Here is a 15,445-nt window from a genome sequence, read left to right as displayed (position 1 = left end):
AGAAACAGCTTGTTAATTAGATTGAACTTTTTCTTCGTCTCGTGGTAGTGGCTCATTAGTTGCACACCCCTTGGTACCCGTAACAGCTGTCGCCCCGGATTTGGAGACGACGGGGCATCACGCGTGGGGTGAAAAATGAAACGCACTACTCCATCTTGCGACTCTTTCGGCTTGCTGCGCAAATCAAGCCTGCATTGTGCGATGTTCCTTACCTTGGCCACGGCAGAAGCCGCGCCGCTGGATGATTTCGGCCCGCCACCACCGACGGACCCCTCGGCGTTTACCAATCCGCCGGCCGACCCCAAGGCTGCGCTGGATGCCATAGAGGCCATGCCACCCGCCAACAAGGGCGCCTACGCCCTGCCCAACGGCGTGTTCGGCACTCGCACCACGCCAACGGTCGACAACGTGCTGCCGCCAAACTTGCAAACTTCCTTCAAAATCCCCACCAACGGCAAGCCCAGCCCGTTGTTCGGGGCCCAGCCATACACTCAGCAACTGCTGCTGTTCGAAGAATTCGGCACGGAAAAACTCGACCCGACACTGCCGGCACCGCCCCTGACCTTCCCGGTTCCGATCGTCGGCCCGGCGCCCACGCAGGACCCGAACAACATCGCCCGCAGCGGCCCTTCGGCCGCGGCGCTGGAAGCCTTCATGCGCCAGCCGGGGCTGTACCCGTTTCCGTCGCAGTTTTCCAACGTGCTGGACCGCAACCCGTGGAAAGCGCAGATCGAAGCCTTCCTCAACCGCCATCCGGTCGGCTCGCCGGCCGAAGGTCGTCCGCCAGGAAAAGGCTGGTCGCACCAGCGCTGGAACGAGTTCTACCCACAGGTCGCCTTCAAGACCGCTCAAGCCGGCGCCAAGCTCAACGGCGGCATGCGCGACCGCCGCCAGTTGCACAACTACGCCGTCGGTGAGTTCGGCCCGGGCGGGCTCTACAACCAGACCTCGGACAACCCGATCATCGCGGGCACCACCAAAGGCATCGACACCCGCTTTCACCCCAACATGCCAATTCAGAACCACAAGGCGCTCTGGACCTTCGACGGCACCTTTCCGCCAAAACTGCTGATGGTGCGGTACGGCCAACCGGTGCTGATGCGCCACTACAACGCCCTGCCGATCGATCCGTCGGCCAACATGGGGTTCGGCCTGCACACCCTCAGCACCCACGAACACAACGGCCACTCCCCGGCCGAAAGTGATGGCTTTGCCAATGCGTTTTTCTTTCCGGGGCAGTACTACGACTATCGCTGGCCGATACAGTTGGCCGGTTACGACAGCATCAACACCAGCGCTCAGGATCCGCGCGCGGCGTTCCCCTGCGCGCCGGGTGAAACCCTGTTCGTCAACGATGCCACGCCGGGCCTCAAGACGTGCAACAACGGCAGCATCAAGATCCGTGGCGACTGGCGCGAAACCATGAGCACCCACTGGTTCCATGACCACATGCTCGATTTCACCGCGCAGAACGTCTACAAGGGCAACGCGACGATGATGAACTACTACAGCGCCCTGGATCGCGGTAACGAAGCGTTTGTAGACGGCGTCAACCTGCGCCTGCCCAGCGGTTCGGCATTGCCCTGGGGCAACCGCGACTACGATGTGAACCTGACGGTGGCCGACAAGGCCTGGGATACCAATGGCCAGCTGTGGTTCAACCCGTTCAACACCGATGGTTTTCTCGGCGATCAGATTCTGGTCAACTGGCAGTACCAGCCGCGCCTGAACGTGCGGGCGCGCAGCTATCGATTCCGTATCCTCAATGGCTCGGTGTCGCGCTTCTTCAGGATCGCACTGGTGCGTGAAATCGTCGGCACCGGTGGCGAGTTCCCCGGCCCGACAGGCTCCGGCCTGTCCTACACCCGCGTGCCGTTCCACTTGATCGCCAACGACGGCAACATAATGGAACACGCCGTGCCATTCGACGGCAGCATGGACCTGGACGCCGACGGCGATGTGCAGGACCACAACGCCATCCTGCCCAGCATGGGCATCGCCGAGCGTTTCGACATCATCATCAATTTCTCGAAACACGGGATCAGGACCGGCGACAAACTGTACTTCGTCAACCTGATGGAGCACCACGACGGCAAGGGGCCGGAGGCTTTACCGCTGAGTCTGGCCGATGTCTTGTCCGGCAGGTACAAGGCGGTGCTCAAGCTGGGCAGCAAAGGGCTGGAGTGGGACGCCGGCGATCCGGTGGTCGGCAAGTTCATGCAGATGGTGGTCCAGCCTTATGCCGGCCAGGACGTGAGCATGAACCCCGCCGACTTCGAACCCGCCAAGCCGGGCAAGCCGGTGGGTAAAAGCATGATCACGCTGCCCCTCAACCGTGACGACCCGGCGGTGCAGGCCAAGCTCAACGCGGCGCGGCATCGCGAGTTCATCTTCGGCCGCTCCGACGGCACCGACGAAGAACCCTGGACCATCAAGACCGACGGCGGTTTCGGCTTCCAGATGGACCCTCGAATCATCAGCGCCGCTCCGCAACTGGCCACCGGCCCGACCCCTGCCGGCTTCTCCGGCGACGGCACCCTGGAAGTGTGGAAAATCAGGAACGGCGGCAACGGCTGGAGCCACCCGGTGCACGTGCATTTCGAAGAAGGCATCGTCCTCAACCGTGACGGCAAGGCGCCGCCGGAATGGGAAAAATGGGCACGCAAAGACGTCTATAACATCGGCGAAGGCATCGACAGCTCGCAGGACGTGGACATTGCGATCCGCTTCCGCGAGTTTGCCGGGACCTACCTGGAGCATTGCCACAACACCCAGCACGAGGACACCTCCATGCTGCTGCGCTGGGATGTCGAGCACCCCGGCCAGTTCCAGCTGATGCCAACCCCCCTGCCCGGCTGGGACGGCGTCACCTACGTCAATTCCGCCGCGCTGCCGACCTTCCGCACTGGCGATAGACGTGAAGAGGACGGCGATAACCAAAAACCGATTGCCAACCCCGACAGCGCCATCAGTAACACCGGCCAACCGGTGATCATCAACGTCCTGGCCAACGACAGCGACCCTGACGGTAACGTGCCACTTAAAGTGGTAGGTCTGGAGCAACCGGACTCAGGCAAGGGCGTGGTCAGCACCGATGGCCTGCGTGTGACCTATACACCACCGGCCACGGTCCCCGCGCCGTTCACCGCGACCTTTTCCTATAGCGCCAGCGATGCCAGGAACGCGGAGTCGGAACCGGCGATGGTGTCCGTGGCGGTCTCGGCAGCGATCAACGAGAACCTGATCGTCACCAGCGCGACCGTCACCGCCCGCAGCAACAGCCGCTGGTATTGGGTCCTGTCCGGCACCACCTCCCGTGGCACGGGCAATACCATCACGGCAACGGCCACGACCACGACCGGTACGGTGAACCTTGGCGCCGCCGTCCTGACGCAGACACCGACAGGCGCGCGCTGGAACATAGCGGTGACCACCGCCGGCAGTGGCCCCTCGCCTAGCCCGACGGCGACCATCAAATCGGCCTTCGGCAAAACCGTGACGGTGCCGATAAAAGCGAACTGAGTACAACCTGGCTTTAGCGATGAGGGCCTCCTTGAGGCCCTCTTGCTACAAGCAAAACGAATCTGCCTAGATTTTAAAGCGCGCCACCGTCTGGTGCAGCGCTCCAGCCATCTGCGCCAGCTCCTGACCGGCTGCGTGGGTATGTCGGGCACCCAGTACGATCTGCTCGGACAAGTCACGAATGCCCACCAGGTTGCGGTCCACCTCACGCGCCACCAGGGCCTGCTCCTCCGTGGCACTGGCGATCAGCAGGTTGCGTTCATTGATCTGCGAAATCGACCGGGTGATCTCCTCCAGTGCCTCGCCGGAGCGTTGCGCGACTTCCAGGGTCGTCTGCACCAGGTGACCGCTGCTTTGCATTGCGGTCACCGCATGCCCGGTATCGAGCCGAATATTGCCAATCATCTGCTCGATTTCCTGGGTCGACACATGAGTGCGATGAGCCAGCGCCCGCACCTCATCGGCGACTACCGCAAAACCACGCCCGGCATCACCGGCACGAGCCGCTTCAATCGCTGCATTGAGGGCCAGCAAATTGGTTTGCTCGGCAATGCTGCGAATCACGTCCAGTACCGCGCTAATGTCTTGTACACGTCCGGCCAATTGCTGAACACGTTCGGAGGTATCCATCATGCCGTCCGCCAGCGCACCTATCGAGGCCACCGTTTCCTGAACTTGCTCACGGCCGCGTTGTGCGGTCTGCTCGGAAACCCGGGACGCCTCGCTGGTGCTGACGGCATTGCGTGCGACCTCGTCGACGGCCGCCGTCATCTGATTGACCGCCGCCGCAGCCTGTTCGATCTCCAGGCCCTGAAGTTGCAAACTGCTGCTGGTCTGACTGCTGACCGTGCTCAGCTCTTCGGACGAACTGGCCACCTGATCGACCGACACGGCGATGTGCTTGACCATCGCGTTCAAGCTTTGCTGCATCCGGTGCATGTTCATCATCACGCTACCGTCGGCATTTGCATTCACTGGCACTTGAATCGTCAGGTCGCCCTGCGCGATTTGACTCAAGACCCGCGCGGCATCATCGGGCTCGCCACCCAAGGGCCGGGTGACACTGCGCGTCACGATGACCGCCGCGGCGATGACCGAGGCCAGGCAGAATACAAGCAGCCCCAACATGTTCAGATACGCTTCTTCGTACAGGGCCTGCGCCGATCTTTCACGATCGGCGAAGATCTGCCCCTGCAGCGCCATCAAGGCGTCCAGACTTTTATAAACCTGCTGTTCGGCGGGAACGACGTGCTGTTTCAACTGCGCCATCGCGGCATCAAAAGCGCCTTGCCGGATCAACACCTGCACCTGGGTGAATGCGTCGACGTAAGCCTCGCGATTCTTTTTCAGGGCAGCATAGGCGGTCTTGCCTTCCGGCAGATCGAACAGCGGCTCGAGGGTTTTCAGTGCCAGGCTGATACGCTTTTTGGTGGCATCGATGGCCTCTTGCACTTGCTGATTGTCTTTGTCGATCAGCAAGTCCCGGGTGTTCCTGGCGTTGTCCCGTACACCTGTGGCAATGACCATGATCGGATCGATTTTCGGCCAGTCCCGTTTGACGATCAGCATGGCCTGTTCCTTTAGCGTTGCCAGATCGTGCAACGCATACAACACCAAACCTGTCAGTACCAACGGCGCAATTGCAAAGCCGATGACGATACGTTGTGCCGTGCTCAACCTGGCCATGTCATATGCTCCCTGATTAATTCCCGCCCGACCCCCGGCACATCTGAAAACAGCATGTACTCACAAGCCTTCGATTCACCCTGCCCCGGTCGCTTTAATGTCCGCGAATATAGTGTTCCAGTTGCCGGATCAGTTCGGCCTGCTCGACGATGGCTTCTTTAACCAGATCACCAATCGACAACAGGCCAATCAGTTGGTCGCCCTCCACCACCGGTAGATGGCGCAGGTGACTGTCGGTCATGACCGCCATGCAACGCTCAATACTCTGCTGACTGTCTGCTGTCACCACGGGCGCGCTCATGATGGCCCGGACCGGCGTACCGACCGAAGAGCGCCCCTGCAGAACGACCTTGCGCGCATAGTCGCGTTCGCTGATAACGCCGACCACCTGCCCCTGCTCCATGACAGGTAACGCACCGACATTTTTTTCGGCCATCATCTTCAACGCTTCAAGCACCGTCTGGTCTGGCGCGATGCTATGCACCCGTCGGTTCTGCACGGCCTTGAGCTTGAGCAGTTGTGCGGCTGTTTTCATACGAGCCTCCGATACTGTTTGTCATTGATCATCGACTCCGCCGGAGCCAGGCATGAATCATTAATTGAGTGAGCGTTCAGACCGCGTCGAAATCCATGTGGTCAGGCCACCGCGACCTCCACCTGGCCTCCGTTGAGGCGCACAGGCCAGACCCGCAAGCGCTGCTGCGGGTACTCCAGACAACTGCCGTCCTCAAGGCGGAAATGCTGTTTGTAGAGTGGCGAGGCAATTACCAGATCGCCCTTGATGCTGCCGATCAGCCCGCGACCGATGACATTCGCCCCGGATTGCGGGTCATGATTATCGATGGCATAGAGGGTCTTGCCTTCGGCAGCCGGCAGGAAGAACAGCGCCACTTGTGCACCGTCCAGCCAGACGACGACGCCGGAGTTACTCACCAGATCATCCTGGCTGCACACCGCTTGCCAGGCATCGGGATGGACCAGGGAGGAACTGGAATAGGCTCGCTGGGTATCGGACTGGCTCATCAGACAATCTCCTCAATGACAGGGATAAGGTGGAGTTCAGCGGCCATGATCGGCCGGCGCTGACCGCGTTCCTGGACAAAATGGATGTCCGGGTCCGGGCGTTGATCGTTGACGAAGGTGCGGAAGCGCTTGAGCTTTTCCGGGTCTTTAAGGGCATTGGCCCATTCGCACTCGTAGCGGTTGACCACCAGCTGCATCTGCGACTCGAGCTCCTCACCCAGCCCGAGGCTGTCGTTGATGATCACGTCCTTGAGGTAGTCGAGGCCGCCTTCCAGGCTCTCGCGCCAGACCGAGGTACGCTGCAACTTGTCGGCGGTGCGGATGTAGAACATCAGGAAGCGGTCGATGTAACGAATCAGGGTCGCGTCATCGAGGTCGGTGGCAAACAGCTCGGCGTGGCGCGGGCGCATGCCGCCGTTACCGGCCACGTAGAGGTTCCAGCCTTTCTCGGTGGCGATTACGCCCACGTCCTTGCTCTGCGCCTCGGCGCATTCACGGGTGCATCCGGAGACGGCGAACTTGAGCTTGTGCGGCGAGCGCAGGCCCTTGTAGCGGTCTTCGATGGTCAGGGCCATTTGTACGCTGTCCTGTACGCCATAACGGCACCAGGTACTGCCGACACAGGACTTCACCGTCCGGGTCGATTTGCCATAGGCGTGCCCGGTCTCAAAACCCGCTTCAATCAGCTCGGCCCAGATGTCCGGCAACTGATGCAACTGAGCGCCGAACAGGTCGATGCGCTGCCCGCCGGTGATTTTGGTGTAGAGGTCGTATTTCTTCGCCACCACGCCAATCGCGATCAGCTTGTCGGCCGTGATCTCCCCCCCGGCGATTCGTGGCACCACCGAATAGGTGCCGTTTTTCTGCATGTTGGCCATGAAGGTGTCGTTGGTGTCCTGCAACGGCACCAGCGACGTGTCCATGATCGGCTGGTTCCAGCACGAGGCGAGGATCGAGCCCACCGCCGGTTTGCAGACGTCGCAACCGGTGTGGCCACGGCCATGTTTGGCCAACAGTTCTTCGAAGGTGATCACTCCCTCTACCCGTACCAGCGCATAAAGCTCCTGACGGGTATAGGCGAAGTGTTCGCACAGGCTCTTGTCGACACTGACGCCGCGGGCAATCAGCTCATGCTCGAACACTTGCTTGAGCAGGCCGGCGCAACCGCCGCAGCCGGTGCAAGCCTTGGTCTGCGACTTGAGCTGGCCCAGGTCCGTACAGCCGCCGTCGATGGCCGAACAAATGGAGCCCTTGGTGACGTTATGACATGAGCACACCGTGGCCGACTCGGGCAGCGCTCCCGGGCCCAGGGTCGGCGCGCCTTCGGAGGACGGCAGAATCAGGCTGGCCGGTTCCGACGGCAAGGCAATGGCGTTCTGCATGTATTGCAACAGGGTGTCGTAATAGCTGTTGTCACCGACCAGCACTGCACCGAGGACGTGTTTGCCACTCGCATCCACCACCAGGCGGCGATAGCTGGCGCTGGCTTCGTCGATGAATTGATAGCTGCGCGCGCCCGGGGTGTTGCCGTGGGCGTCGCCGATGGAGCCGACATCCACCCCCAGCAGCTTGAGCTTGGTGGACATGTCGGCACCGGTGAACGGCTCGGCGACTTCGTTGCACAGACGGGCCGCGACGCTGCGCGCCATCTGGTAGCCCGGTGCGACCAGGCCGAACAGGCTGCCGTTCCATGAAGCGCATTCACCGATGGCGTAGATGTTCGGGTCGCAACTTAGGCACGTGTCGTCGATCACCACGCCACCGCGCGGACCGATCTCCAGCGCGCATCGACGAGCCAGCGCGTCTTGAGCGCGGATACCGGCGGAAAACACGATCAGGTCGGTTTCGAGGAACTCGTCATTGGCGAAATTCATGCGATAGCGGTACTGCTCGCCCGCACTGATCGATTGCGTGGCGCGGGACAGGTGTACACCGACGCCCAATCGTTCGATCTGCGCCTTGAGCGCCTGGCCACCGAGGTCATCCAGCTGTACCGGCATCAAGCGCGGCGCGAATTCCACCACGTGGGCTTCAAGGCCCAGGCTCTTCAACGCGTTCGCGGCTTCCAGCCCCAGCAAGCCACCGCCGACCACCACGCCGCGCCGGGCATTGGCCGCCGCAGCCCGAATGGCATCGAGGTCTTCCAGGGTGCGATAGACCAGGCGCGATTCACCTTCGGCGCCTTCGATTGGCGGAACGAACGGATAAGAACCGGTGGCCAGAACCAATTTGTCATACGAGACGCAACCTTGCGAGGTGACCACCTGGCGACGGACGCGGTCGATTTCCAATACCGGCACACCCAAATGCAGCGTAACGCCGGGCGTCTGGTAAAGCGACGCATCGGACAGCGCCAGCGACTCGGCATCACGACCGGAGAAGTACTCGGAAAGATGCACACGGTCATAGGCGCGCATCGGCTCCTCACTGAAGACGTGCAGCCGGTAATGGTCAAGCGCTCCCCGCTCGATCAGCTGTTCGACACAATGATGTCCGACCATGCCATTACCGATCACGATCAGCGTTTGCATCTTGTTCAACGTGGCAACATTGGAATTCATAGAAAGCACCCAGCCCGAGCCAATCACGGTTTTAAAAGCAAAAAAAAACGCCTGAAACCTTTCGGTTCCAGGCGTCTTTGCCTGTTCTTTTGCGGTGTTCAAACCAGGCATCTATGCCTGATCCACCGATGCTGCCCACGACCTGTTCGGCCAATCGATCGTCGTTGACCGAGGGGGCTGTCCACACGAATGCGTTCCAGGTGGACCTGAAGTCAGCCTTGCAGCCTTTGTGCCAGCCAGCGACACAGAGACTTCAACTATCTGGAAACACTGACTTTTGAGCCTGAGGGGATTGTCACGACGCTGGAGCTACCGCAGGCGATAGCGCTTTGCGGCGCTTCCGACTGGTGCACGTTGTTAGGCATGGCGCTTTATAAAAGTGCATGCACTGGCTTCTCACTCCACGTGGTCTGCCAACCGTGAAAGTCCTTCATGGCAGAATTACACCGCGATTTCAAAGAGATAAGAAACAGCACGAGAACCAATGGAAACGGGCACCTCCTCACTTTTCACCACCCGACCTCACCACCCTCCAACGTCATGATGATTTTCAGTAATCTGCGGAAATCAAAGTGATGGCCAATTGTATGCTTTGTATCAAAGCTGTGATTTAATCGCCGCCCTCCCGACAGGCTCGACCTGCCAGACAATCGCATTGGAGTGCTTGATGCGCGCCGCACACATACAAAACCTGACTGGGCTACGGGGATTCGCTGCCTTGTCGGTCCTGCTGCTTCACATTCGATACGGTGATCTCGCCAATGCCTACGGTAGCCTGGCATTTCTCTTCCAGACGAGAGGCCTCGGAGTAGATATATTTTTTATCCTGTCTGGATTCATTCTGGCCTACGTCCACGGGAAAGACTTTGCAGACGGAGTTCGTCCAAGTGGGGCTATCAAGTTCTGGGTGGCCAGGCTTGCACGGATCTATCCTGTGCACTTGTTTATGCTGGTTATAACCGCGTTCATTCTGCCGATGCACCGACTCTATGAGTGGTCCCCAGTCGATAGCGCCTACACCTTCTACGCGAACCTGTTTCTGGTGCATGCGTGGGGCATAACTCCCGACCTGACATTCAATCAGCCTTCATGGTCAATCAGTTGCGAGTGGGCGGCATACCTGACCTTTCCATTCATCGCCTACTTCACAAGAAAGTGGGGAAAGATTTCGTTCTCACTCCTATTGATCGGTCTGGCACTCTATGCGCCCTACCTGCAACCGAAGTTGCTTGCCAATGGCACTTGGACCATCAAGTGCATCGTCTACTTCGTAGCCGGGTACTGCACATACCAGGTATGCCATGACCTGCCGGACTCCAAACTCTGGAGAGTCATCGCAATCGCAATGGCCCCACTGATCCTGCTGATGCTCTGGGCAACCAGCATCCAGTATTACTTCAACATGGTTTTCCCGTTCCTCGTGGTCGTGATGATTGCAAGTCTGTTCCGTGCAGGACCGATTTGGGCTTATTCCAACCCGGTGTCGGTGTACTTCGGGAAGATCAGTTTCAGCCTCTACATGTGTCACATCATGGTGCTGTTTGTTGAGCGCAAGCTGTTTGGCATGATGGATCTGAAGTTTGAGATTCCCATCATCGTGGCCTTCTCGATGTTCCTGTACCACTGCATTGAAGAGCCTGCGCGGAAAGTTATCCGGATGGTGTCCGAAGGTGGTCACCGCGAGCGTCCCCAGAAAAACTTCGCCGATAGCTTCGCATTGCCAACTCCAGCATCGGAGCCGGAACCGCAGAAAGAGCGCCCAACGCTGGCGTAGTAGAAGAAGGCCCATCAAGGATGCATTGGCCTTCCTTATTCAACAAAGCCCTGATTATTCGGGGCTTTGTCGTTTTCGGGGTCTGGAAAACCCTCCCCCCCCCCAACTTCAGCCCACACCCTGGCCTGGATAAACCCTGGCAACGGGAAACAATCGGCCAGAAGCAGAACTGACAGCGAACCCGGCCGATACGCAACGGTCATAACAGCTGATGGCAGCGCAAATGATCAGTGGCCCCCGGGCCGGCTTCATTCACGAGCGAGGCCTGCAATTCACACATTTCAGGGCGCGCCGGATAACCTCAGTGGATTCGGTTCCTGCATGACGCAGGCACTTGCCGCTGCTCTCATCCCCCTGCTCCCTCAGCGGAGTACGCAAATGACTCAATCAATGCGGTTCTTCCTGTCGTTCTTCCTCGCGATTGCAACATTGGCATCGGCCGGTTTCCTGAACAATGCCGCAGCGGCCACCGCCGAGGATCTGAATGCCGATGCTCGACAAGCGTTGCAGGCGCTCTACAAGACCAATCCATTCTCCGAAACCATCTCGCACCAAGCCAAGGCTGTGCTGGTCTTCCCGAACATCATCAAGGCGGGACTTGTATTCGGCGGCAGTTATGGCGAAGGCGTTTTAATGAAGGGCACGAAAGTCGAGAACTACTACAACTCCGTCAGCGGTTCATGGGGACTGCAGGCCGGTGCCCAGTCGTACGGCTATGTGGTTTTCCTGATGACCGATAAAGCCGTGGACTATGTAGCCAAAACCAAGGGCTGGGAAATCGGTGTAGGGCCAACAGTTGTGTTTGTGGATGAAGGAGTTGCGAAGAACCTGTCCAGCTCGACGCTCAAAGACGACGCCTACGCGTTTATCTTCGACCAGCAAGGGTTAATGGCGGGGGTCAGTATCGAGGGGACGAAGATTTCTCTGATCAAGCGCTGACGTCACCGTCAGACTGGCCATCGGGAGCGTGATGGCGGCCTATGCCAACCCGGATGGGGGTTCCCCTTTAGGCTAGGCTGTCCTCACTCCTGGCGTACAGACGCACCTGATGATTGGGAAGCCATCTGGACGAGCAAGGCTGTTTCGACCGTTCATTGATCCAGGTCTAAACATTGAATGACCGAATCCTGATAATGACTTTTCAGTTTTAGGTAGGCCTTAAATGACTTCACAGCTCTTCCAGGTTCACGGCCTCGTGAGTTTTACCCTTGCCATCCTCCTGCTTTTCCTCGGCAAAACCCTCGTCCAGCACAACGCCTTTCTCCGTCAATACTGTATCCCCGAATCGGTCGTCGGCGGCTTCGTCTGTGCGGCGGTTACGTCCTTGCTTTACTTTGGCCTGAATATCCAGATCGAATTCGATCTGCAAATTCGCGACACCCTGCTGCTCTATTTCTTTGCCGGCATCGGCTTGAAGTCGGACATGCGCCAACTGCTCAAGGGCGGGCGCCCGCTGCTGATCCTGCTGTTACTCGCCGCTGTGTTCATTCTGCTGCAGAACTCGCTGGGCATGGGCGTGGCCGAGGCTTTTGGGCTTGATCCCAAGGCGGGCTTGATGGTGGGCTCCATTTCCCTCACGGGTGGGGTGGGCACGACCCTGGCCTGGGCACCGCTCTTCGTCGAAAAACTGGGCATCAGCAACGCCCACGAACTGGGCATCGCCAGCAACACCGTCGGCCTGATTGCCGCTTGCGTCATCGGCGGCCCTATCGCCAACCAGCTGATACGCCGTTATCAACTGACGCCGTCCAGGGATGCGGAGCTGGAAGTCGGCATTCTCGAACAACAGCCGAGCAAGGCGCTGGACTACTACGACGTGCTCTGGGCCTGGATGTGGCTCAACCTGACCCTGATGCTCGGCTATGGACTCAACCTGCTGCTGGTCGATGCCGGCATCACCCTGCCCAAGTTTGTCAGCTGCCTGTTCGCGGGCATCGTCATTCACCACCTCGTTCTGGCCTTTGTCGGTGACCAGCGTCTGAAAACCTGGAGCGGTGCCAGCCTGGGCCTGTCGCTGATCTCCGATATCTGTCTGGGCATGTTTTTGACCATGGCCCTGATGGGTCTTCAGCTCTGGCAACTCAGCGGCGCGTTGATGTTCATTCTTTGCGCATTGACCCTGCAAATCCTGCTGACGGTCGCCTATACGTATTTTGTGGTCTTCCGTTTTATGGGGCGCAATTACGAAGCCAGCGTGATCGCTTCCGGATTCGGCGGGATTGCCCTCGGTTCCACGGCAACGGCCATCGTCAACATGTCGACCGTGACGCAAAAGTACGGCGCGGCGCACCAGGCCTTCCTGATCGTGCCGCTGGTGTGCGGCTTTTTCATTGACCTGGTCAATGCCGTGATCATCAGCATGTTCAGTGGTCTGTAGCGACCTCGGCCCGGCTCTCGGACGGCCGGACACACCGAACTTGGGAAAGCGGACGAAAGGAGCAGCAGGATCGATGCCGCAAGGATAGGCTCAGAGTAAGAGAGTGCCCCAGCCCTGATCCGGCCAGGTACGATCTCAAATGCGCCTCTTGCTACAGGGGAACCGGGATGACGGGACACACTGTGCGCCAATGCTCGTCATGGATCCTGCTATCCCTGCTCGCCGTCGATCTGGCGCTGATAGCCGGCTGTTCAGGCAAAGCCAGTACGGCTCAATATTCAGCCCCCAGCGTCGGCTCGACCTGCTATGCAAAAGCCCTCCCCACTGTCGGCGAAGGAGGCCTCGCCTGGGGCGACACCCTGGACATGGCTCGCCAGAAATCCCTGAGTAATTGCATACGCTATTCCGGCCGATCCGGCGGTACGCCAAGTACCTGCAAAGTGGTGATGGCGGAATGTAAGCATTGATAGAGCGGTTTTTCATTTCTGCGCCGCTTTTGCATTTCTGTGCGACAGATCCCACTTCAGGGGCTCCCGTTTCACACGCTCGCGGTGTTAGCTTTGAGATGTTTCTGATCAATCGATCAGATATTTCCTACGAACCGCCTGCAAAGGAATGCCCCCAGCAATGGATTTCTCCCTCAAGCACCTGGCTGCGACCACCCTCATGCTCGCCAGCCTTTCGTCGTTCACCACCGCTGCCCACGCCAACATCACCCCGCAACAGAACGCGATCATCCTCAAGACCTTCAGTGATGCATCGGTCAAGGATTTCAGGCAGTTCCTGGGAAGCCTGGCCAAGAGCGATATCGCCAAGACCGACGACCTCGGCCCGGCCATCCGTGCCTTCCTCGACAACAAGACGCTTACCGCCGGGCAACAAAACGAAATCCATCGTTTGCTCGGCCTCTATGCCCGGGTGAAATACGGCAGCGCGGCCACCGAAACCCTGAAGGAGCTGGTGGCCATTCCGACCGTGCGCGTGGACGGTGTCGACCAGCACGACAATCCCGAATTCCTCAAGATTGCCGAGAAGATCAAGGGCCTGGCCCAGGCGTTCAACCTGAATTTTCGCAACATCGACAACCGCGTCTACGAGATCTCCCTGGAAGGCAGCGGCGATGAAGTCGTGGGCATTCACGCCCATGCCGATGTGGTGCCGGTGACGCCGGAAAACTGGGTGCTGCAGGACGGCACCCGCCTTGATCCGTTCAAGGTCACCCTGATCGGCGATCGCATGTATGGCCGCGGCACCGAGGATGACAAGAACGGCATCGTGGTGGCGCTCTACGCCATGAAGATCATCAAGGAGGAGAAGCTGCCGCTGGCCCGCAACTTCAAGCTGCTGGTGGATACCACCGAAGAGACCACGGGCGACGCCATCCCCTACTACTTCGAACGCAACCCCACACCCAACTACAACCTGGCGCTGGATGGCGGCTACCCGGTGGTGATCGCCGAGAAAGGCTACGGCACGGTCATGGCCAGCTTCGCCAAGCGCACCGCGCAAGGCAAGGGCGCAGAGATCACCTCGATGACCGGCGGCCTGGCCACCAACCAGATCCCGTCGACATCGGTTGCGACCCTGGTGACCGACAAGCCCGCCGAACTGGCCGCCAGCCTGCAAAAGGCCGGCACCGAGTATGCCAAGCGCAACGGCGGCAACTTCGCGGTCGCCGCCAAGGTCGACGGCAAGGACGTCAAACTGACGGTCACTGGTGTGTCCGCCCACTCCTCCGAGCCCGAGTCCGGCGTCAACCCGGTGGCCAGGATGCTCGACTTCATCAATGGTCTCGACGGCAAGGTCGCGCTCAAGCACAACCAGATCACCGACGCCGCGCGCTACGCTGCCGATAACTGGGGGCTGGACTACCTGGGTGGCAAGTTGGGAGTCGGTTTTTCCGATGAATTCATGGGCCCGCTGACCACCTCCCTGACCTATGTCGGGATGGATGACAAAGCCTTCAAACTCGCGGTCAACCTGCGCGTGCCGAAGGGCAAGACGCCGGATGTGCTCAAGTCCGAAATCGCCGCAAAGCTGGACGCCTGGAGCAAGAAGACCAGCATCGCACCAACCTTCGACCTGTCGATCGCCGAACCGATGTATCGCAACCCCGAGGGTGAATGGGTCAAGGCCTTGCTCGCTGTGACCAGCGAAAACCTCGGCATGGAACACAAGTTCGGCACCTCCGCCGGCGCCACCTCCGTGCATGAACTGCCCAACGGCGTGCAATTCGGCCTGGCCATGCCGGACGTCAAATACACCGGTCACAACGATAACGAGTTCAAGACCACCGAGCAGTTCCTGCTGGACTTGCAGATCGTGACCGAAATGATGGGCCGCATCGGGCAATTGCCGAAACTTTGACCCCCCTTCGGACCCGCCACCCTGGCGGGTCCATTGCTTTCACTTCCAAATCACATGCCGGCCCCTGTAGGAGCGAGCCTGCTCGCGAAAAACCAGAGGACGTCGCGGTAAGTCTGGTTTCCCGCGTCATCGTTA

Annotated in this window: 10 protein-coding genes; 6 read left to right on the top strand and 4 right to left on the bottom strand. The window is 59.5% G+C overall.

What is annotated here, in order from left to right; translation table 11 throughout:
• Nucleotides 1-201: 201 nt before the first annotated feature.
• Nucleotides 202-3,522 (top strand): Ig-like domain-containing protein, encoded by a 3,321-nt coding sequence (locus tag AC1RP7_RS16440; RefSeq protein WP_256353550.1) that lies wholly within the window; start codon nt 202-204, stop codon nt 3,520-3,522.
• 66 nt (nt 3,523-3,588) lie between these two features.
• Here the strand turns inward: AC1RP7_RS16440 and AC1RP7_RS16435 are convergent, their stop codons facing one another.
• From AC1RP7_RS16435 to nirB, 4 genes are all read right to left on the bottom strand, one after another.
• On the bottom strand, nt 3,589-5,208 hold the full coding sequence (locus AC1RP7_RS16435; RefSeq protein ID WP_429521438.1) for a methyl-accepting chemotaxis protein: 1,620 nt from the start codon (nt 5,206-5,208) through the stop codon (nt 3,589-3,591).
• A 94-nt stretch (nt 5,209-5,302) separates the two neighbouring features.
• Nucleotides 5,303-5,743, bottom strand: a complete 441-nt coding sequence (locus AC1RP7_RS16430; RefSeq protein WP_218497508.1) for a CBS domain-containing protein — start codon at nt 5,741-5,743, stop codon at nt 5,303-5,305.
• Between the two features lie 101 nt (nt 5,744-5,844).
• Complete coding sequence (gene nirD, locus AC1RP7_RS16425; RefSeq protein WP_493182723.1) at nt 5,845-6,231, bottom strand: nitrite reductase small subunit NirD; 387 nt, start codon at nt 6,229-6,231, stop codon at nt 5,845-5,847.
• Complete coding sequence (nirB, locus tag AC1RP7_RS16420; RefSeq protein WP_493182721.1) at nt 6,231-8,792, bottom strand: nitrite reductase large subunit NirB; 2,562 nt, start codon at nt 8,790-8,792, stop codon at nt 6,231-6,233. The genes nirD and nirB overlap by 1 nt, the downstream gene beginning before the upstream one ends.
• A 667-nt stretch (nt 8,793-9,459) precedes the next feature.
• On the opposite strand from nirB, the gene AC1RP7_RS16415 reads away from it, so the two are divergent.
• The 5 genes from AC1RP7_RS16415 to AC1RP7_RS16395 all read left to right on the top strand — a co-directional run bounded on the left by AC1RP7_RS16415 (nt 9,460) and on the right by AC1RP7_RS16395 (nt 15,310).
• Nucleotides 9,460-10,566, top strand: a complete 1,107-nt coding sequence (locus tag AC1RP7_RS16415; RefSeq protein WP_218497514.1) for an acyltransferase family protein — start codon at nt 9,460-9,462, stop codon at nt 10,564-10,566.
• A gap of 378 nt (nt 10,567-10,944) precedes the next feature.
• The gene (locus AC1RP7_RS16410) at nt 10,945-11,505 is read left to right on the top strand and encodes a lipid-binding SYLF domain-containing protein (RefSeq protein WP_340317428.1); all 561 of its coding nucleotides are present in this window, start codon (nt 10,945-10,947) and stop codon (nt 11,503-11,505) included.
• A gap of 223 nt (nt 11,506-11,728) precedes the next feature.
• Nucleotides 11,729-12,943 (top strand): sodium/glutamate symporter, encoded by a 1,215-nt coding sequence (gene gltS, locus AC1RP7_RS16405; protein ID WP_150813964.1) that lies wholly within the window; start codon nt 11,729-11,731, stop codon nt 12,941-12,943.
• A 167-nt stretch (nt 12,944-13,110) separates the two neighbouring features.
• A complete protein-coding gene (locus tag AC1RP7_RS16400) occupies nt 13,111-13,410 on the top strand; it encodes a hypothetical protein (protein ID WP_090456009.1) in 300 nt (99 codons plus the stop codon).
• A 160-nt stretch (nt 13,411-13,570) separates the two neighbouring features.
• Complete coding sequence (locus AC1RP7_RS16395) at nt 13,571-15,310, top strand: dipeptidase (RefSeq protein WP_150813962.1); 1,740 nt, start codon at nt 13,571-13,573, stop codon at nt 15,308-15,310.
• Nucleotides 15,311-15,445 lie beyond the last annotated feature (135 nt).

The sequence above is a fragment of the Pseudomonas sp. GW822-FHT01E03 genome, assembly GCF_058802985.1.
The sequence above is the reverse complement of the archived record's forward strand: the minus strand, read 5'-3'. Positions and strand labels throughout refer to the sequence as shown.